Source organism: bacterium (assembly GCA_018814885.1).
Classification (GTDB): domain Bacteria; phylum Krumholzibacteriota; class Krumholzibacteriia; order LZORAL124-64-63; family LZORAL124-64-63; genus JAHIYU01.
Genome location: JAHIYU010000103.1, coordinates 1 through 19725, shown reverse-complemented (window position 1 = coordinate 19725; position 19725 = coordinate 1). Strand labels below are relative to the sequence as shown.

Sequence of the window (19725 nt, the reverse complement as noted above, 5' to 3'; positions counted from 1 at the left end):
ACCGACAGGAGCGTCATGAATCAGAAAAACTTGACCAAGGTGACTTTGCCGGTCCTCGGCATGAACTGCGCGAGCTGCAGTGCGACGGTGGAACGCGTACTCAACGAGCAGACGCCGGGGGTCGGCGAGGCGAGGGTCAATCTCGCCCTGGAGCGGGCCACCGTTTCCTACGATCCCTCGGTGGTCGACCTCGACGGTCTCGCCGCCGCGGTCGGCCATGCCGGCTTCATCCTCCTCTTGCCCGACGCGGCCAGGTCGACGGCGACCGCCCAGGAAGAGGCCCAGAACGCGGAGAACGCCCGTCAGAAACGCGATTTCCTGCTGGGCGTCGCCTGCACCGTGCCCCTGGCCCTACTGGCACTCGCCCGCGGCGCCGGCTGGCTGGGCGACTGGCCCGATTCCGCCTGGTTCGGCTGGGCGCTGTGGCTGCTGGCCACGCCGGTCCAGTTCGTCTCCGGTGGCAGTTTCTACGCCGGCGGGCTGCGCAGCCTGCGCGCCGGCGGCGCCAACATGGACGTGCTGGTGGCCCTCGGCAGCTCGGTGGCCTACTTCCATTCGTTCACGGTGCTCCTGCTGCCCGGCGTGAACGGCCCCCTCGATTTCACGACTGCCGCGATGATCATCACCCTGGTCCGGCTGGGCAAGCTGCTCGAGACGCGCGCCCGCCGTCGCACCACCGGCGCCATCCGCGGACTGCTCGACCTGGTGCCCGAAACGGCCCGCCTGCTGCGCGACGGCGGCGAGATCGTGGTACCGGTGGCACACGTATCGCCGGGCGACCGGGTGCGCGTGCGCCCCGGCGACCGCATCCCCGTCGACGGCGAGATCGAGTCGGGCCACGCCGCGGTGGACATGAGCGCCTTCACGGGCGAACCCCTGCCCGTCGACTGCGGGCCCGGAGATGCGGTCCTCGGGGGAGCCATCGATCGCGATGGCGCGCTGACAGTGCGTGCGACCGCCGTTGGCGCGGACTCGGCGTTGGCCCGCATCACACGCCAGGTCGAGCGCGCCCAGGAGGGCAAGGCACCGGTCCAGAGGCTGGCGGACAGGATCGCGGCCGTCTTCGTGCCGGTGATCGTCACGGTGGCCCTGATCACTTTCGCCGCCTGGTGGTACTTCGGGGGCGCGTTCCTGCCTGCCATGATGAGGCTGGTCGCGGTGCTGGTGGTGGCCTGTCCCTGCGCCCTGGGGTTGGCGACGCCCACCGCCGTGGTGGTCGGCACCGGTCTGGGGGCACGCCACGGCATCCTCTTCCGCGACGCCGCGAGCCTGGAGAGAACCCGGGATGTGAACATGCTGCTGGTTGACAAGACAGGCACCATCACCGAAGGACGGCCGGCCGTGACGGACTGGGTAGTCGCCGGGGACTCGCCGTTCGGCGAGGATGTTCTGCAGGACCTGACGGCGGCCGCGGAAGCCCCCTCCGAACATCCCGTGGCACGCGCCCTGGCCGGCGGCGCCTCGCCGGACCGCGCCGTCGACTTCAGGGCCACCCCGGGCAAGGGCATCGAGGCGACCGTGGACGGCCGGCGCGTGCGCGTGGGCGCTCCCGGCTGGGTCACCGGCGGGACCGACCTGCCGCCCGATCTAGCCGCGCGCAAGGACGAGCTGGCCGCCGCGGGCAAGACCATCCTGGCAGTCGCGGTCGACGGCGCCTGCGTCGGACTGACGGCCTTGAGCGACACGGTGCGCGAGGGCGTCGCGGCCGCGGTGGCAGGACTGGAAACGCGCGGCATCGACGTGGTGATGCTCACCGGCGACGCGCGCGAAGCCGCCGACGCCGTGGCGCGGGCGGTCGGCATCAACCAGGCCGAGGCTTCGGTGACGCCGGACGAGAAGGCGGAGTTCGTGACGGAGTTCCGCGCCGATTGCGCGGTCGTGGGCATGGTGGGTGACGGCGTGAACGACGCCCCCGCCCTGGCCGCCGCCGACGTGGGTTTCGCCATGGGGCACGGCAGCGACATCGCCATAGAGGCGGCCGACGTGACCCTCGTCCGGGGCGACCTGCGCGATGTCCTGCTCGCGATCCGGCTCAGCCGCCGCACCATGACGACCATTCGCCAGAATCTCTTCTGGGCGTTCTGCTACAACGTGCTGCTGGTGCCGGTCGCCGCCGGGGCTTTGCACGGCGTGACGTCCATGCCGTCCGTGTTGCGCGACCTCCACCCCGTCCTGGCCGCGGGCGCCATGGCCGCCAGCTCGGTGTCGGTGGTGCTGAACAGCCTGCGCCTGGGCAGGACTAGATGGTGACGGCCACCAGGGCTTCGGGATTGCGCGCCAGGAACCGCCCGAACGCGCCGTCGCTCTCGTCCAGGTGTCCGGTGAGCCAGTGCCGCAGGAACTGCAGGACCGGCAGATCGATGGCCAGGCGCCCTTCGATCAACGCGCTCTCGAAGTTGCGCATACGCTGCAGGAAGTCGTGGTGCTCGTCGCGATGCTCGGGCCACAGGGGATACCCCGCGGCTTCCATGAACTTCTCCTCTTCGGCGAAGAAGCTCTCGGCCCGCACCAGGAGCCTCGTGAGCCCGGCGATCAGCGTCCGCTGCGAGTCGCCCCGCTTCAGGGCGAGATCGATCTCGTTGTAGAGACCGACCAGCTCGCGCCGATCCGCATCGGGTTCGGCCAGCCCAAACCCCCATTTGTCACTCCATTGCATGATCGCCATTTTGTCCCTCTTGGATGTGTTGCGAGCCAGGTGGAATTCCCTGTCACGAAATGCCGGATCATCACATTTTTTCTACTATCGGCATGCAATGGTAAAAACTTGAGGATTAACGTAACTTGATTCATATCTTCAGATAGACTGGCGACCATCACAGCCGGATGATAGGCTGCCGTCAGATGGGAGCGGGGGGGCGCAGGCCCCAACGGGAAATCACATCCGGGGCTTCGTCCATCTGCGGGAAAAGCACACGATCGCGAAGGCATAACCCGGGAGGAATCGATGACCAACGGCATCGCCGACAGGCCCGGTCGCGCCGGGTGGCGGTACTTGATGGGCGTGATGTTGCTGTCGCTGCTCCCCTGTGGCCCGGCGGGTGCCAGACTGCCCGAGTACGACGAGCCGATCCGTGCCGTCTACCTGATCCGCCACGGCGAGTACGACCAGGACGACGAGCGCGATCCGGACGTGGGGCGCGGTCTGGTCGGGCTCGGCTTCGCCCAGGCCCGCCTCGTCGCCGACCGTCTGGAGGCCATGGGCGTGACCTTCACGTCACTGCAGGCCAGCACCATGACCCGCGCCCGCGAGACCGGCGAGGTCATCGCCACGCGCTTTCCCGGGCTGGCGCTTGACCTGCATCGCGACATCCGCGAATGCACGCCGACGACACGGCGCCTCGACATCATGGAGCGCGAGGATCCGCTGGAAGTGGCCGCCTGCGAGGACTCGCTCGCGGTCGCCTGGGGCCGCATCTTCGCCCCCGCCGGCGACGTCGACGCCCACGACATCGTGGTCTGCCACGGCAACGTGATCCGCTGGTTCGTCACGCGCGCCCTCGCCGTCGACACCGAGGCCTGGCTGGGCATGAGCATCGCCAACTGCAGCCTGACGGTGATCCAGGTCAAGCGCGACGGTTCGTGCAAGCTGGTGGCCTTCGCCGATGCGGGGCACATCCCGCCTCGCATGCAGACCTATCCGGGGACGACCGCGGAGAATGCCGATAGTCCGGATTGGTGAAGAAATCGGACGGATTCGCACTCGCGCCGAGCCGATACGGCAACAAACAGCTCGATCCATTTGCTCCCATGTCGGTCGCTCCGTATATTGAGAATCTTCCTGAAGGGCAACCCCAGCAGGCGAAAACGCGGGACTATCCTCCCCCGCGGCCAGGCCCCCGCGACGTCGCACTCGCGGGGGCGTTGTCTTGATATGGAGAACCCCGCCACCGGACGGCGGCGGGTCCTCGGGGATGCACATCCGCGACGATCAGTCGACGACCGCGCCCTCGGCGGACTCTCCGCCGCGGTACGAAGCCAGCAGGCACCCGATCGACACGGCCAGCCCGATCGCCAGCACCCAGCCGCCAATCACCGACAGGGTGCCCAGATCGCCGGGCAGGCCGTCCCAGCCCTGGCGCGCGCCGCGCAACCCCATCAGCAGGCGGGGCGCGAAGGCCGCGTTGTAGCCCACGCAGACCAGCAACGCGCCGAGCTTGCCGGTTCCCTCCGCGTAGAGCCGCCCGAACATGCCCGGCCACCACATGTGCAGTCCGGCCAGGAAGGCGAAGAAGACGCCGCCGGCCAGGTAGTGGAACTGGGCGCTCGCGAAGAGCGAGCCGCGCAGCATGGCGCCCGTGCCGGGCGTGGCCAGCAGCAGTCCGCCCGCGCCGGACACCGCCAGCATCATGATCGCGGCCAGTGCGTACCACAGGGCCGCAGAGAAACGGATCGCGCCGCCGTAGAGGGTGCCCAGCCAGCTCACGGCGAACATCACCGCCGGCACGACCGCCAGCAGGGCGAAGCCGCTGTGGACCGTGGCCGCGACGTCGGTGTCGCTGCCGAAGAGATGCTGCCCCCAGGTGAGGCAGATGATCGCGGCGTAGAGAGCGACGGCGGCCGCCATGGTGCGCGGCGCGAAGACGCGCTTGCGGGCGAACCGGCCCAACGCCTCGCTGATCACGCCGATCGCGGGCAGCACCGACGCGTAGACGAACGGATGGGCGAACAGCCAGAACCAGCGCTGCGGCAGCAGGGGATCGCCACCCGCGTCGGGGTCGACCAGTCCCCCGGCGAACTTCGCGTCGGCGCTGATGATCGTCACTACGACGGCCAGCGCGGCCGTGGCCAGGATGTGCACCACCGCGGTGGCGTACAGGGTCCAGGCGAAGACGGGCAGGTCGTACAGGCCCATCGACGCCGGCCGCAGGCGATGGATCGTCGAGATGAAGTTGACGCCGTTGCAGACCATGCTCGCCGCCGTGAGGGCCACGCCGAGCGTCAGCAGCGTCTCGGCGAGCCCGGGCGCCGCGTCGGGCCGGAAGACGGCGAAGAAGTCCCAGCCGCCGTCCAGGCCGCCGGCCAACGCGGCCGCGACCGTGGCCGCCGCACCCAGCGCATAGAGCACGAACGACAGGGCGCCCAGCGCGGGCTGGGCGGTGTCATCGGCGCCGAGCAGCCGGGGCAGCGCGTAGTTGCCGAGCACGGCGGGAACGGCGGGCACCAGGAAGAGGAAGACCATCAACAGGCCGTGGGCGGTGATGAACCGGCCGAACTCGTCCGGCGTCAACAGGGTATCCCCGGCCGCGATCAGCTCAGAATGCAGGAACAGGGCCATCACGCCGCCGAGGACGAACGTCGCCACGACAACCGCCAGATAAAGTGTGTCGACACGCTTGCTGGTCAAGCTGTTTAGCCACGGGGCCGACATGCGAACCTCCCGATCCGGGCTTGGATCCGTACTACTGGACGCCCCCGTCCAGGCTCTCCATGAACGCCACCAGCGCCTCGACCTCGCGGTCGCCGACCCGTCCCTGGAACGAGGGCATGACCGGCTCGAAGCCCGCGACCACCCTGGCCTGGGGCTCGAGCAGAGATTCGCGGACATAGTCCGGATCGGCGAGCGCGCTGCCGCCGTCCCGGAAGACGCGCTCGGAACCGATCAGGCCCCTGAAGCTCGGACCCACCAGCTTGGTGCCGTCCAGTGAGTGGCACGCGATGCAGGTGAGCGCCTCGTACAGCTTGCGGCCGCCCTCGACGGGCGTCAGGCCCGCCAGGATGTCGGAGCTGGCCGCCAGCCACTGGTCGAAATCGGACGGCTCCTGCACCGTGATCGCCGACGCGTACGCCGCGCCCGGCACATCGCCGTGGGCGGCGGCGAAGACGTCGTAGGAACCGGGCTCGACGGCTTCGAACCAGACGCGGGTCTCGCGCCCGGGGACCATGTCCCGGCCCAGACGGAAGGCGGGGATCGACAGGCGGTAGACGGCGTCGCGGGCGGTCATGTCCACCACGACCGGCCGGGCGGCGGGCACGTGCAGGGAATCGGTCCGGTGGCCGTTGGGATAGATCCAGCTCACGCGGCCCGAATCGGCCTCAGCGGCGACGGCGTAGGCGTCGGACGGGGGCGTCGCGAGGTCCTGGTGGACGCCGGCGCCGGCGTAGAAGACGAAGACCGCCACGGCCGCCGCGACGACCACGGCGAACACCGTCAGGGGCAGGTTCTCGTCGCGGATCCGCAGGCCCGCCGCGTCGTCGCCACGGCGGCGGTACTGCACCGCGACGGCGATCAACAGCCCCAGCAGCAGGGTCGACGCGAAGAGGCCCAACCACAGGATCAGCTCGAACAGCCCGTCCACCGGACCCGCGCCCTCGGTGGCCGCGGCGGGCAGCCAGTGGAAGCCGACCGTCGCCGGCGGCGCGTCGCTGGCGCCCAACAGCCCGTGCAGGATCATCGCTCCGTCCTTTGCTCGGTCGTCCCGCCGTCGCCCTGCCTGCGGACGACCTCGGCCATGGCCTCCTCGATCGGCACGCCGGCCGCCAGGTCGGACCGCTGCTGCTCCACCAGGGCGGCGTACTCGACGTGAGGCACGGCCAGCACCTTGCGCGCGCGCTCCCGCCCGCTCATCCCGTAGTGGACGATCTGCAGGAGGATGACCAGCAGGACCGCGCCCAGGACCCCGCAGAGTCCCGTGACGATCACCTGGTGCCTATCCGGTCCCGTCCTCTCGCCATGCATACGGACTCCTCAACGCTAGTAGTTCTCGAAATTCAGCGATTCCTGCAGGCGAGGATCGCGCCGCGCGATCAGCGACCGGTCGCCGGCGAGCAGGGCCAGGGCCGCGACGTAGAGGCCGCCCAGCCCCGCCAGCAGGGTCACATCCATCAATTGCAGAGGCACGCCACCAGGGCTGAGCTCGGGCATGATCAGCCAGAACAGGTCCACCCAGTGCATGACCAGGATCCACACCGCCCAGAAGACCATCAGCGCGACGCGACGCTTGGTGAAGCGCGACATCAACCCCGCGAAGGGCACCAGCCAGTGCCCGAAGATCAGCAGGTAGCCCACGGCAGACCAGCCGTTCTCCTGGCGGCGCAGGAACCATCCCGTCTCCTCCGGGATATTCGCGTACCAGATCAGCATGTACTGGCTGAAGGCGATGTACGCCCAGAAGAAGACGAAGGCGAACATGGCGCGGCCGTAGTCGTTGTAATGCTCGACGGTCACGATCCGCGACAGGCGGCCGGAGCGCTGCAGACCCCAGGTCAGCAGGGTCATCAACGCGAAGAAGGCGGCCACGATGCCCGCGAACCAGTAGACGCCGAACATGGTGCTGAACCAGTGCGCGTCCAGGCTCATCATCAGGTCGAAGGCGGCCAGGGTCTGGGTCAAGCCGTAGACGAGCAGGGCCGGTCCGCCCAGCCTCTCGCTGCGGAAGGTGTAGGACAGGTCCCCGCTCTGGTCCTGCTTCGCCGACCAGCGGCGGAACACGTACGCCAGAACCGTCCAGATCACGAAGTAGAGGACCACGCGGAAGGTGAACCACTTCACGCTCAAAAATCCCAGCTTGTGGGCCATGAGCGGATCGCCGGCGGCGTGCGCGGGGTCGGCCCAGGGATATATCACGTCCAGGTTCAGCAGGATGGGAACGGCCAGCAGGCCCAGCACCGGGATCGTGCCCGAGACGATCTCGGCCAGGCGGCGGATGACGGTGCTCCAGCTCGAGCGGGTCAGGTGCTGCAGGGGCACGAACCACAGCGCGCCCAGCGACAGCGACAGCAGGAACATGAAGTTCAGCAGGTAGGCGTACATGAAGTGATGCATGCCGTCGTCGGCGCCGCGACCGAGGACGTAGCTGATCGCCAACCCCCCGACGCCCACGACCAGCCCGGCGACCAGCAGCAGCCGGCCGGCGCCGCCCAGCGTCAGCCGCTCCCTGTCGAGCATGGAAACGTCTCGTTTCATGTGAGCCAAGGCTATCGCTCCTCCCGTCCGCCGGCGGCGATCTGCAGGGCGCGCACGTAGCCCGCGATGGCCCAGCGGTCGGCCATCGGTATCTGCGGGCCGTAGGCGGGCATCTTGCGGATGCCGTTGGCGATCGTGTCGTAGATGCGCCCCAGCGGACGCTCGCGCACGGAGTCGGTGCGCAGGTCGGTGGTCGGCGTCCAGGTACCTTCCCTGAGGAAGTCGGCGCGCCGGGCGATCATGCCGTCGCCGGCGCCGGCCAGGCCGTGGCAGGGCGCGCAGTGGATGCCGTACCGCTCGCGGCCGCGGGCCAGCGCCGCGGCGTCCAGCGGCCGCGGGAAGCTCTCCACCCACACCGAATCCACGTGCCCCAGGGCGTATGCCGGCTCGTCCAAGATCTCGCCCCGGGCCACCGTGCCCGCCGGGGGCGCGCGCATGACACGGCCGTCGGCGAAGAACGGCGACGCCTGCTGGGTCTTGTAACGATCCTGGTTGTCCATGTCGGGAATCACCATCAGGCGCGGCGACGGGCTGTGCGTCACCCGGGCCTTCACCAGCAGCGCCAGCGGGATCAGCGCCAGCAGGGTCAGGACGATCGCGACGGATTTCAACATTCTCGGCATCGGTCAGTCCTCCACGGCCTCGACGTCTTGCGCGCCGAGGGTCTCGGCGAACGCGCGGGTCCGCTCCGGATGGAACCTGGGATCGGCCGCCTCCAGCGAGATGAAGAAGCGGTCCGCCGTGGCGCGCTTAAACCGCTCGCTGTTGAACAGCGGGTGGTGGTGCCGGGGCAGCCCGTTCAGCGCCCACATCCCGAAGAAGGTCGTCAGCGCGCTCAGCAGCACCGTCAGCTCGAAGGCGACGGGAACCGCGGCCGGGATCCCGAAGAAGGGCTTGCCGCTGATCCAGAAGGGATAGTCCACCGCGTTCATCCACCACTGCATGAGCAGGGCGAGAGCCAGGCCCGCCAGGCCGCCCGCCAGCACCAGCCACGGCAGCCGCGTGCCGCGGATGCCCATGGCCCCGTCCAGCCCGTGGAGCGGGAAGGGCGTGTGGGCGTCCCACCTGGTGTACCCCGCGTCGCGCACCTTCTCGCAGGCCGCGAGCAGGTCGCCGGGATTCTCGTACTCGAGGAGGTACCCGAAGAGCTCCCGGCCGCCGTGGGTGTTCGCGCTTGCGTCACTCATTCGCTATCTCCGCTCTGGCCGGCGCGCGCGCCGGCGTAGGGGCTGGACCACGGGGTTGTCGCCGTGGTAGTCGCCGATCGGACGGGAGACCTTGTCCTCCCAGTGTTCCTGCGGCATGACGGTCTTCACCTCGGCCATGGCCACCATCGGCAGGTAGCGCATGAACAGCAGGACCAGGGTGAAGAACAGGCCGAAGCTGCCCGCGAAGGTCAGGATATCGACGAGCGTCGGCGAGTAGTACCCCCAGGACGCGGGCAGGAAATCGCGGCTCAGGGACGTGACCGTGATCACGAACCGCTCGAACCACATGCCGATGTTCACGAAGATGCAGATGATCAGCAGCGCCCAGGTGTTGGTGCGGATCTTCCTGAACCAGAAGAGCTGGGGCGAGATCACGTTGCAGCTGACCATGATCCAGTAGGCCCAGGCGTAGGGGCCGAAGGCGCGGTTGATGAAGGCGAACTGTTCGGCCGGGTTGCCGCTGTACCAGGCGATGAAGAACTCGGTCGCGTAGGCGTAGCCCACCATGGTGCCGGTGGCCAGGATGATCTTGGCCATGGTCTCCAGGTGATAGAGCGTAACTATGTTCTTCAGCTTGAACATCTCTCGCGCCGGGATGATGAGCGTCATCACCATGGCGAAGCCCGAGAAGATGGCGCCCGCCACGAAGTAGGGCGGGAAGATGGTCGTGTGCCAGCCGGGGATCTGGGCGGTGGCGAAGTCGAAGGACACCACCGAGTGCACAGAAAGCACCAGGGGCGTGGCCAGGCCGGCCAGCAGCAGGTACGCCTTCTCGTAGCGGTGCCAGTGGCGGTTGGAGCCGCGCCAGCCCAGGGCGAACAGCCCGTAGGAGATCTTGCGGAGACTGGTCCTCGCGCGGTCGCGCAGCGTCGCCAGGTCCGGCACCATGCCCGTGTACCAGAACAGCAGCGAGACGATCATGTAGGTGCCGACGGCGAAGACGTCCCATAGCAGCGGACTGCGGAACTGGGGCCACATGGACTGGTAGCTGGGCAGCGGGAAGAGCCACCACACCACCCAGACGCGGCCGACGTGGATGGCCGGGAAGATGCCCGCGCAGATCACCGCGAAGATGGTCATGGCCTCGGCGAAGCGGTTGATGCTCGTGCGCCACTTCTGGCGCAGCAAGAAGAGGATGGCCGAGATGAGCGTGCCGGCGTGCCCGATGCCGACCCAGAACACGAAGTTCACGATGGCCCAGCCCCAGCCCACGGGGTTGTTGAGTCCCCAGACGCCGATGCCCGTGAAGATCAGGTAGAGGATCATCAGGCCCAGCACGCCGGTGAACGCCGACGTGATGCCGATGGCCACGTACCACGCGCGCGGCGGCCGGGGCTTCTCCACGATGCCGCAGATGTGGTCGGTGATCGACGTGAACGTCTGTCCGCCGGTGATCAGCTCCTGCGGCTGCGTCGGATCGTGGACGGTGTTGTCGATCGCGTCCTTAGCGAGCAGCATGCCCATCGGCGCTCTCCACCAGTTCGGGATTCGGGTTGCGCAGGCGCGCCAGGTACGCCGTGCGCGGTTTCAAGTTGAGCTCGGCCAGCATGTGGTAGGCCCGCCGGTCGACGGTCATCTTCGCGACCTCGCTGTTCGCGTCGTTCAGGTCGCCGAAGACGATGGCGCGGGTCGGGCAGGTCTGCTGGCAGGCGGTGGTTATCTCCCCTTCGCGCAGCCCGCGGCCCTCGTTCTTGGCCGCGATCTTGGCCTTCTCGATACGCTGCACGCAGTAGGTGCACTTCTCCATCACGCCGCGCGCCCGCAGCGTCACTTCCGGGTTGTAGACCAGTTTGCGGACCTCGGGGATGCCCTTGTTGTTGTTGAAGAAGTTGAAGCGCCTCACCTTGTAGGGGCAGTTGTTCGAGCAGTACCGGGTGCCCACGCAGCGGTTGTAGGCCATGGTGTTCAGGCCCTCCTCGCTGTGCATGGTGGCGCCGACCGGACAGACCTGCTCGCAGGGCGCCATCTCGCAATGCACGCAGGCCACCGGCTGGTGGGCGACGCGCGGATTCTCCGGATCGCCCTGGAAATAGCGGTCCAGGCGGATCCAGTGCATCTCTCGACCCCTGGCCACCTGATCCTTGCCGACGACCGGAATGTTGTTCTCGGCCTGGCAGGCGGTCACGCAGGCGTTGCAGCCGATGCAGGTGTTGAGGTCCACGGTCATGCCCCAGGCGCGGCCCGTGTAGTCCCGCTCCTCCCAGAGCGAGACCAGGGGCGGATGGTGGGCGCGGTGCGAGGCGAAGTCCGGGTGATGCGCGTACTCCGCCAGGTCGCCCTCGATCACGAGGGTGGGAACGCGCTTCTCGCGCTCGGCCATGCCCGCGGCGTCGATGGCATGGTGGTCCTGGGTCGTGGCCAGGGGGTAGACGCGGCCCGTCTTGGCCAGGACGGCGCCCAGGCCGTAGTCCGGCGCATCCGCAGAGCGCAGCCGATAGGTGGCGAAGCCCGTACCCCCGCCCACGCGGCCGGCCCGCTCGCGTCCGTGTCCCAGGGTCAGGGTGACCGACCAGGACGCGTGCCCGGGCAGGACGTAGACCGCCGTTTCCAGACGGCGCCCGCCCAGCTCGAGCACCACCACGTCGCCGTGCCTCACGCCCAGCTCCGCAGCGGTCGACACGCCGATGAGCGCGGCGTTGTCCCAGGTGAGCTTCGTCATGTAGTCGGGCAGTTCCTGCAGCCAGGCGTTGTTGGCGAAGCGGCCGTCGTAGAGGCAGGAGTCCGGCGCGAAGACCACTTCCAGGTTGTCGCGGCCGGGTTCGGGCACGGCGGCCCTCGCGCCGCGGACCACCGCGGCGATCAGCCCGCGGCCCTCCAGTTCGGGGACGCCGCCGGCGGCCTCGCTGCCCGGCAGCAGGCCGTCTCGCAGCAGCGTCTTCCAGGCGGAGTCGCGGCGGACGCCCAGCCCGCGGGCGGTCTCGCGCACCTGCGCGTGGGCGGGGCGTTTCTCGCCGTCAAGCAGCAGCGATAAGAGCTCCGGGGCGGTCCAGCCGCCAAAGAGCGGGCTGATCAGGGGCTGGACCACGCCGTAACGGCCGTCGTGGTCGCGCACGTCGCCCCAGGACTCCAGGTAATGGGCGCGCGGCAGGTGCCATGCGCAGGTCCGGGAGGTCTCGTCGTCGTAGAGGCCCAACCGCACCGAATGGGGCACTCTGGCCAGCAGTTCGGCCAGGCCGAGTTCGGCCGGCGCGTCGAAGGCCGGATTGCCGCCCAGGATCAGCAGGGTGTCGATCGAGCCCTTCCCGACGCCGTGGGCCACGTCGGCGATGGCCGCACCGTGAGTCAGGCCCCGCGGCTCCTCGGGACTGTAGGTGACCGTGCGTCCGCAGTTGCCCAGGGCCCGGTTCAGCAGGTGGCAGAGCGCGTGCGCGTGGTCGGGCATGCGCGGGCCGACGACCACCAGGCCGCGGCCGCGGTTGGCCGTCAGATCGCGGGCCAGGGCGGGGACGAACGTTTCCTGGTGCCCCTGTCTTTCCACGTGAGCGAAAGCGCCGCGCAGGCGGTCCATCCCCCGGGGCAACTCCAGCCCCCCGTGCAGGAAGAGTTCGGCGGCGAGTTGATGGAGCACGTGGGGGATGCGCGATGTCGGGACGGCGAAGCGGTGATCGGCCATGCCGCCGGTCACGCTCGGGCAGCTCTCCACCGCATAGAGCCGGTTCATGCGTCCGTGCCCGGCGCGCCGCCCCTCGGCAAAGTCGCGCGCATTGCGCAGGGACGTCGGGTGGTCCGAGAGCGGGTCGGCGTCGAAGCAGGCGATGACGGCGGCCGCGCCCAGGGACAGGTGCGCGCGCTGCGCCGTGCCGAAGGCGAGTCCCGAGCCCAGGCGTTCGTTGTCGCGGGAGACGGGCTCGTATTCGTACCAGCCGGCATCGGGCAGCTCGTCGCGCAGGCGCCGTCGCAGTGCCGCGAGGGTCGGCGACGCGCTCTGCTCGGAGAGCACGGCCAGGCCGCGCCCCCCGTTGCCACGCAACGTCTCGAAATGCGGACCGGCCCAGGCGATGAAGTCCTCCCAGGAGCGCCGGTCATAGGAGCCGCCGCGGCGCCGGAGCACCTCGCGGCTGCGGTCGGGATCATACATCTCGAGCACGCTGGCCTGGGCGAAATGGTCCGCGGCGCCGGCGCTCAGGGGATGATCGGGGTTGCCTTCCACTTTCAGGGGCCGACCATCGTTCGTGGTCACCAGCAGCGGGCTGACCTTGCCGGCGAGGTCCATCGCCGTCGCATAGCGCCGTACCGTCCCGGGGACAACGCCGTCGGGCCGCTCGGCGAAGGGAACGATCTTCTCCTCGGGCCAGCGGCAGCCCGCGGCGCCCGCCATGGCCACCGAAGCGCCCATGAGCTGGAGGAAGCGGCGGCGCGAGAAGGCGTCGGTAGGAACCCGCGCCTCCTCGGGAAATTCGGCTTCGGTGAACCTGCAGTACTCCGGGGTGTTCCCCAGCTCCTCCAGGCTGCGCCAGTAACCCTGGTCGGGACTTTTCTCGTCTATCGGTGACATGTCGAACAATCCGCAGGAGGGTTGATGTTCCTGGCCTCGCGCAACTGCGAGCCCAGCTCGGTCCGATCGATCCCCGGCACCCAGCCCATGGTCGTGACCTCGCCTACGGGCCTCAGGTACGGCTCCGGAGCGCGGTGGCAGCCCAGGCACCAGCCCATGTTCAGGCCCTCGGCCTGATAGACGGTCTCCATCTTGTCCACACGACCGTGGCAGGTCTCGCAGCCCACGCCGCGGGTCGCGTGCGCGCTGTGGTTGAAGTAGGCGTAGTCGGGCAGGTCGTGGACCCGCACCCAGGGAATGGAACGGCCCGTCGCGAAACTCTCGCGCACTAGCGCGAGCCGTTCACTCCCGGTCTTGACCGTCGCGTGGCAGTTCATGCAGGTCCGCGTGGGCGGTATGGTGGCCGACGCCCCCGACTCGACGCCGATATGGCAATAGCGGCAGTCGATGCCCAGCTCGCCCGCGTGAAGCTCGTGGCTGTACGGCACCGGCTGCTCCAGCGCGTAGCCGACGCCGGTGGTGCCCGGCGCGAAGGTCAGGTAGATGAGTACCGCGATGTAAAGGGGGACCAGGGCAGCGCCGATGGTCAGCGGCAGTCGGAGCGTGTTGGCCCACTTGGGAAAGACGAAGGGATCGTGGCCGTTCTGCTGGGAATCCAAGGGTGCTCAGCTCCCGCATTCTGCCCCAAGTCCGGAACGATCCGGGGGCGGTCTCTCATCGTCGATGTCGCGCGGAACATATCAACTCGAACGATGGATCGGCAATTACTTACCGGGATGCGCCGGCAGCACCCGTCGTCGCACCATGACGATTGCGCAACAATGAATACGCATTTCATCCAGTATTTTCAAGTTGTTTTCCGATCAACCGCATTGCCAGGCCGGGGCGGGCTATGCCAACATCGGACATGCTCTTGATCGACACACACGTGCATCTGGATTTCGAGCCCTTGCGGCGCGATTTACCCGCCGTGCTCGCCCGCGCCCGGGCCGCCGGCGTCGGCGGTTTCGTCCTGCCGGCCTACGCCGCAGGCGGCTGGGACGCGGTGGCCGAGATCGCCGCCGCGCACGACGATGTCTTCCCCGCGCTGGGAGTCCACCCCTGGAAAGCCCACGAGGGCGTCGATATCGACGCCCTGCGCGACCGGCTGCGCGCCTGCCGGACCGTGGCCGTCGGCGAGATCGGCCTGGACACCAAGATCGAGGGTCCCGGGCTGGACGTACAGCTGCCGGTCTTCCGCGACCAGTTGCGCCTGGCGCGCGAGCTGGACCTGCCGGTGATCCTGCACTGCCGGGGCGCGTTCGACAAGTTCATCGCAGAACTCGCGGCGGAGGGCCCGGTGCGCGGCGTGGTCCACGCCTTCTCGCGCGGTCCCGAGCTGGCCCGGCGCATCCTGGATCTGGGACTCCATATCGGTCTCGGCGGGGCTATCACACGGCCCCGCGCCAGGCGGTCGCGCCACGGCGCCGGGGACGTCCCCCTAGACAGCGTCGTGCTGGAGACAGACGCCCCGGGACTGGGCATGGCGGGCATACCGGACGGGGAGAACGAACCTGGCAACGTGCGCGCCGTCGCCGCCGCCCTGGCGGAGCTGCGCGGCATGACCGTGGACGAGATCGCCGTCGAGACGACGAGGAACGCGCGTGAACTCTTCCGGCTATCCTGAGCGCTTCAAGCGGACGCTCGATCTGTACGGCGAGGACGGCTTCGTCAAGATACGCGCCGCGCACGTGATGGTGTGCGGATTGGGCGGCGTGGGCGCCCACGCGGCGGTGGCCTTGGCGCGCAGCGGCCTGGGCACCCTGACCCTCGTCGATTTCGACGCCGTCACCGCCTCCTCCCTGAACCGCAGCCCGGCCGCCACGGAACGGGACATCGGTCGGCCCAAGGCGGAGGTGATCCGCGATCACCTCCGCGCGACCTGTCCCTGGACCGAGACGCGCGCCGTCCGGGCCTTCGTCCACACCGACACCGCAAACGAGCTGTTGACACCGCCGCCCGACTGGGTCGCCGACGCCATCGACAGCCTCAATCCGAAAGTGGCCCTGCTGGAGCAGTGCGTCCGCCGCGAAGTACCCGTCGCCAGCAGCATGGGCGCCGCCGGACGCACCGACGTCTCGCTGGTACGCTCGGGCGACCTGTGGGAGAGCCGCCGCTGCCCCCTCGCCAGCCGCGTCCGCAAGTTTCTGCGCCGCAAGGGGATAGATTCTCCCATCCCCTGCATCTGGTCCGAGGAGCGCCCCCGGGAAGTCCTGCCGCCCGACCTGGACGACCGGATGCTGGAGCGCGGCCGCGTCCGCAACCGTCTGCCCAGCGGCATCGCCCTGCCCGGCATCTTCGGCTACGCCCTCGCCTCGCTGATCCTGGACCGTCTGGCCTCCGGTCCGGAACTCGGATGAGTGGCGCAGGGTTCTTCCGTCCCGTGCGTTGGGAACGAACGAGTCGGCACCCCGCAATTACAGGAGAACACGATGAGACACGTATTCCCGGCGGTGTTCGCCGCCCTGGTGTTGGCGTCCATATGGCCAGTCGTCGCCGCCGCGGCCGAGAACGAGGCCCCCGCACCATCGTATACGGGCACCTGGGTCAGGAACGAGACGCTCAGCGACGATCCCGCGCAGGTCATGGGCGCCCGGACCGATATGCCCGGGGGCATGCGCGTGGGCATGGGCCGCGGAGGCATGGGCGGCGGTATGGGACGTGGCGGCAGGGGCGGCGGCAAGGCCGAGGCCATGGACGACATCCGTACCGATGACCCGCAGGCCGTCGTCAAGCCCCCGGCGATGATGCAAGGGCTGGAGCGCCTGGAGATATTCCACGAGGGCGACGAGTTCGCCGTCACCGACGACATGGACATCCTGCAGTCGCTCTACACCGACGGCCGCCGCATCGAGCGCTGGACCCCCATGGGCCAGGTGTTCGAGACGGCGACGGTCACCGGCGACGGCATCGTGGTGCGCAGCGAAGGGAAGGACGGACGGGACAGGACCGTCACCTACACCCTCGACACCGAAGGCCGGCGCTTGACCGTCGTCCACGAGTTCAAGCCGCCCCGCAGAGACGAGACGGTCGCCTTGAGGATGGTCTACGACCGGGCGGAGTGAAGGCGGTCCGAGGAACCGGCAGGGCACCCGCCAATTCGTCGGCTCATCGGGGGGATGGCGAGGCTCGGAAGATCGGACCGAGGTCGGGCGTCGCCCCCGCCAGGATCGCCTGCAGCCGCTCGTCGAATTCCGAAACGGCCGCGGCCGCGGGCAACCTTCCCATGAAATCGCGGTGGTTGCGGCCTCGCCTGTAGCCGGGTTCCCGCGGCGGGTGCTGCAGGTACCTCTCCACCAAGTCCAGGTCGGGATCCGTCAGCAACGTGCTCGCGTAGTAGACGAATCCGCGGGTGCGGTAGATGCAGGAGCCGCCCACCTTGCGGTCGCCCAGCGCCAGGTCGCTCACGCCTTCGCCGCGCACGCCGGGAATCCCCGCCACGTCCAGGCCGCCGGTCAGCCAGGCGGTGATGGCGCGGAACGCGGACGTCACGCCGCCGATACCGGGCAGGGGAGCCGCGAGGGAGACGACCAGGTTGCCCGGGCCCAGCACCACGGCGCCGCCGCCGCCGCGCCTGCGGTAGATCGGCACGCCGTCTGCGCGGATCGCGTCGCGGCGCAGTTCGAGGTCGGCCTTGCCCCCGCGGCCGATGACCACCTCCACGTCCCGGCACGACACGACGCGCACGCGGGGGCGCGCGGCTTCCGCGATCAGATCCTCGTCCCGCCGCCAGGACGGGAAATCGTCGTCCGGGAGCGTGTTCGGCACGGTGTCGGGGTACGCGCCCGGAGGATCGGTGTCGTCGGCCCGGCTCACTTGCCCGGGCGGTGGACGTGCACTGCCGTCCCCGCCGCCACCTCGGCCGCCTCCATGAGCGCCTCGCTGAGGGTGGGATGCGGGTGGATGGTGTCGGTCAGGTCGGCCAGCGTGGCCCCCATCTAGATGGCCAGCGCCCCCTCGGAGATCAGCTCGCTGGCGTGCGTACCGACGATGCCGACGCCCAGGATCAGATCGGTCCCGGGTTCCGAGATGATCTTCACGAACCCCTCGGTGTGCCCGATGGCCCGCGCGCGGCCCAGGGCGGACAGGGGGAAGCGGCCCACGTTGATCTCGGTCCCCAGGTCGGCGGCGCGCCGCTCGGTCAGCCCGCACCAGGAGATCTCGGGGTCGGTGAAGACGACGGCGGGAATGGCCCGGTTGTCGAACTCCACCTTGTGTCCGGCGATGGCTTCCGCGGCGATCTTGCCCTCGCGGCTGGCCTTGTGGGCCAGCATGGGCCCGGCGGCCACGTCGCCGACGGCGTAGATGTGCGGTTCGGCGGTGCGGCACTCGCCGTCGGTCTCGATGACGCCCTTGTCGTCCACGACGACCCTGGTGTGCTCGAGGCCGAGGTCTTCGGTGTTGGGCCGGCGCCCGATGGCCACCAGGACCTGGTCGTAGCGCTTCTCGAGGGTCTGGCCTTCGTGCTCGATCTGCACGTCGAAGCCGCCGCCGGACGGCTTGATGGACACCACCCGCGAATCCAGCATCAGTTCGTGCGTGCGCTTCTCGACCTGCTTGACCATCACGTCGACCAGGTCGTGGTCGGCACCCATGAGCAGGCGCGAGAGGAACTCGACCACGGACACCTCGCTGCCGAGGCCGGCGTAGACCAGGCCGAGCTCGAGGCCGATGTAGCCGCCGCCCACCACCAGCAAAGTGCCCGGCACCTCCTTGAGCTCCAGCGCATCGGCACTGGACCAGACGCTGGAATCGATGCCCTCGGGCAGCCGGTTCAGAGACGATCCCGTGGCGATGATGCAGTTGGCGAAGCTCACTGTGCCGCCGCCCTCGATCATCAGGGAGTGGGCGTCCTGAAAGCGGGCATGCCCGTGGACCAGTTCCACGCCGCGCTTGTTCAACAGGGCCCTGATGCCGTCCGACAGCGTCGCCACGACGCCGTCGGTCCACTCGCGCAGCTTGCGGTGGTCCAGCTTTAGATCGCTGAAGGTGAGGCCGAGGCGTTCCGCCTCGCGCGCCGCCTCGCTCAGCTCGACGGCGTTGATGAGCGACTTCGAGGGGATGCAGCCCTCCAGCAGGCAGACGCCGCCCGGACGATCGCGCTCCTCGATCAGCATCACGTCCTGGCCGAGGTCGGCCAGCCGCAGCGCCGCCACGTAGCCGCCGGGCCCCGACCCGATGACCACCGTCTCCACTTCCTGATTCAGGCTCCCCATGACCATGGCGGTTCTCCTAGGTATCGAGCAGCAGCAGGTTCGGGTCGGACAGGTTGCGCACCAGCTCGCCCACGAAGCGGGCGGCGTCGGCGCCGTCGGCCACGCGGTGGTCGAACGCCAGCGTCAGCGGCAGGATCTTGCGGATGACGATCTCGCCGTCGCGCACCACAGGCTTCTCCTGGACCCGTCCCATGCCGAGGATGGCGACCTCGGGATAGTTGATGGTCGGGATCAGAGCAGTGCCGCCAAGCGGCCCGACGTTGGTGATGGTGAAGGTGCCGCCCTGCATGTCCTCGATGGGCAGCTTGCCCTCGCGGGCCAGCGCCGCCTTCTCGGCGATCTCGCAGGATATCTCGTTGATGCTGCGCGTGTCTGTGCCCTTGATGACGGGCACGACCAGCCCCTTCCCCGTGTCGGCCGCGAAGCCGATGTTGTAGTACTTCTTGTAGATGATCTCCTCGCTGAACGGATCCAGGCTGGCGTTGAAGGCCGGCGCCGCCTTCAGGCCCGCGGTGATCGCGCGCACCACGAACGACAGCAGCGTGAGCTTGCAGCCCTCCTTGCCGTCGCGCCGCTCCCGCATGCGCAGCCGGAAGCCCTCCAGCTCGGTCACGTCGGCATCGTCCATGTGGGCGACATGCGGCACCAGGATCATCGAGGTGGTCATCTTGCGCGCCACCTTGCGGCGGATCGAGCGCAGCGGCTCCTTCTCCACCGGCCCCCAGACCGAGAAGTCGGGCAGGGGCTCGATGTCCAGGAAGGGGATCGCGCTCGACGCGGCGGCCGCCATGCGGGTGACCGCTGCGACCTCGTCTCCCGCGGCGGCGGCGGCTGCCGGCGCGACCGGAGCACCGGAGGCGGCGG

General features: G+C 69.1%; 17 protein-coding genes and 1 pseudogene. 5 read left to right on the top strand and 13 right to left on the bottom strand.

Annotation, left to right across the window (positions count from 1 at the left end):
• Window positions 1–15 precede the first annotated feature (15 nt).
• Window positions 16–2250: a heavy metal translocating P-type ATPase gene (locus KJ554_06495; protein ID MBU0741980.1), complete on the top strand. Its 2235-nt coding sequence runs from the start codon at window positions 16–18 to the stop codon at window positions 2248–2250.
• Here the strand turns inward: KJ554_06495 and KJ554_06490 are convergent.
• Window positions 2240–2665 (bottom strand): hemerythrin family protein, encoded by a 426-nt coding sequence (locus KJ554_06490; GenBank protein MBU0741979.1) that lies wholly within the window; start codon window positions 2663–2665, stop codon window positions 2240–2242. The genes KJ554_06495 and KJ554_06490 overlap by 11 nt on opposite strands.
• A gap of 279 nt (window positions 2666–2944) precedes the next feature.
• Here KJ554_06490 and KJ554_06485 point away from each other — a divergent pair, with 279 nt between their 5' ends.
• Window positions 2945–3679: a histidine phosphatase family protein gene (locus tag KJ554_06485; protein MBU0741978.1), complete on the top strand. Its 735-nt coding sequence runs from the start codon at window positions 2945–2947 to the stop codon at window positions 3677–3679.
• 249 nt (window positions 3680–3928) lie between these two features.
• On the opposite strand, the gene KJ554_06480 is transcribed toward KJ554_06485, so the two are convergent.
• The 9 genes from KJ554_06480 to KJ554_06440 are packed head-to-tail and all read right to left on the bottom strand — an operon-like array spanning window position 3929 to window position 14202.
• Window positions 3929–5368 (bottom strand): cbb3-type cytochrome c oxidase subunit I, encoded by a 1440-nt coding sequence (locus KJ554_06480; protein MBU0741977.1) that lies wholly within the window; start codon window positions 5366–5368, stop codon window positions 3929–3931.
• A gap of 31 nt (window positions 5369–5399) precedes the next feature.
• Window positions 5400–6392 carry a c-type cytochrome gene (locus KJ554_06475; protein MBU0741976.1) on the bottom strand — a complete coding sequence of 331 codons (993 nt, stop codon included), beginning with the start codon at window positions 6390–6392 and terminating at the stop codon, window positions 5400–5402.
• Window positions 6389–6676 (bottom strand): hypothetical protein, encoded by a 288-nt coding sequence (locus KJ554_06470; protein ID MBU0741975.1) that lies wholly within the window; start codon window positions 6674–6676, stop codon window positions 6389–6391. Before KJ554_06470 ends, KJ554_06475 begins: the two co-directional genes overlap by 4 nt.
• 15 nt (window positions 6677–6691) lie before the next feature.
• Window positions 6692–7912: a quinol:cytochrome C oxidoreductase gene (locus KJ554_06465; protein ID MBU0741974.1), complete on the bottom strand. Its 1221-nt coding sequence runs from the start codon at window positions 7910–7912 to the stop codon at window positions 6692–6694.
• A 2-nt stretch (window positions 7913–7914) separates the two neighbouring features.
• Window positions 7915–8526 (bottom strand): cytochrome c, encoded by a 612-nt coding sequence (locus tag KJ554_06460; GenBank protein ID MBU0741973.1) that lies wholly within the window; start codon window positions 8524–8526, stop codon window positions 7915–7917.
• Window positions 8527–8529: 3 nt separating this feature from the next.
• A complete protein-coding gene (locus KJ554_06455) occupies window positions 8530–9090 on the bottom strand; it encodes a DUF3341 domain-containing protein (GenBank protein ID MBU0741972.1) in 561 nt (186 codons plus the stop codon).
• Between the two features lie 3 nt (window positions 9091–9093).
• Window positions 9094–10569, bottom strand: coding sequence for a polysulfide reductase NrfD (nrfD, locus tag KJ554_06450; GenBank protein ID MBU0741971.1), 1476 nt, complete (start codon window positions 10567–10569; stop codon window positions 9094–9096).
• Window positions 10556–13606, bottom strand: coding sequence for a TAT-variant-translocated molybdopterin oxidoreductase (locus KJ554_06445; protein MBU0741970.1), 3051 nt, complete (start codon window positions 13604–13606; stop codon window positions 10556–10558). Before KJ554_06445 ends, nrfD begins: the two co-directional genes overlap by 14 nt.
• Window positions 13594–14202, bottom strand: coding sequence for a cytochrome c family protein (locus tag KJ554_06440; GenBank protein ID MBU0741969.1), 609 nt, complete (start codon window positions 14200–14202; stop codon window positions 13594–13596). Before KJ554_06440 ends, KJ554_06445 begins: the two co-directional genes overlap by 13 nt.
• Window positions 14203–14519: 317 nt before the next feature.
• Between KJ554_06440 and KJ554_06435 the strand changes: the two genes are divergently transcribed.
• The 3 genes from KJ554_06435 to KJ554_06425 all read left to right on the top strand — a co-directional run bounded on the left by KJ554_06435 (window position 14520) and on the right by KJ554_06425 (window position 16710).
• On the top strand, window positions 14520–15272 hold the full coding sequence (locus KJ554_06435) for a TatD family hydrolase (protein ID MBU0741968.1): 753 nt from the start codon (window positions 14520–14522) through the stop codon (window positions 15270–15272).
• Window positions 15250–16005, top strand: coding sequence for a tRNA threonylcarbamoyladenosine dehydratase (locus KJ554_06430; protein MBU0741967.1), 756 nt, complete (start codon window positions 15250–15252; stop codon window positions 16003–16005). The genes KJ554_06435 and KJ554_06430 overlap by 23 nt, the downstream gene beginning before the upstream one ends.
• A 72-nt stretch (window positions 16006–16077) precedes the next feature.
• On the top strand, window positions 16078–16710 hold the full coding sequence (locus KJ554_06425) for a hypothetical protein (protein MBU0741966.1): 633 nt from the start codon (window positions 16078–16080) through the stop codon (window positions 16708–16710).
• Between the two features lie 43 nt (window positions 16711–16753).
• Here KJ554_06425 and KJ554_06420 read toward each other — a convergent pair whose 3' ends face one another.
• The 3 genes and pseudogenes from KJ554_06420 to KJ554_06410 all read right to left on the bottom strand — a co-directional run.
• Window positions 16754–17413: a hypothetical protein gene (locus KJ554_06420; protein ID MBU0741965.1), complete on the bottom strand. Its 660-nt coding sequence runs from the start codon at window positions 17411–17413 to the stop codon at window positions 16754–16756.
• Window positions 17414–17457: 44 nt separating this feature from the next.
• Window positions 17458–18867, bottom strand: a pseudogene (gene lpdA, locus KJ554_06415) (dihydrolipoyl dehydrogenase).
• A gap of 10 nt (window positions 18868–18877) precedes the next feature.
• The coding region (locus tag KJ554_06410; GenBank protein ID MBU0741964.1) for a 2-oxo acid dehydrogenase subunit E2 at window positions 18878–19725 on the bottom strand (848 nt) is incomplete at its 5' end.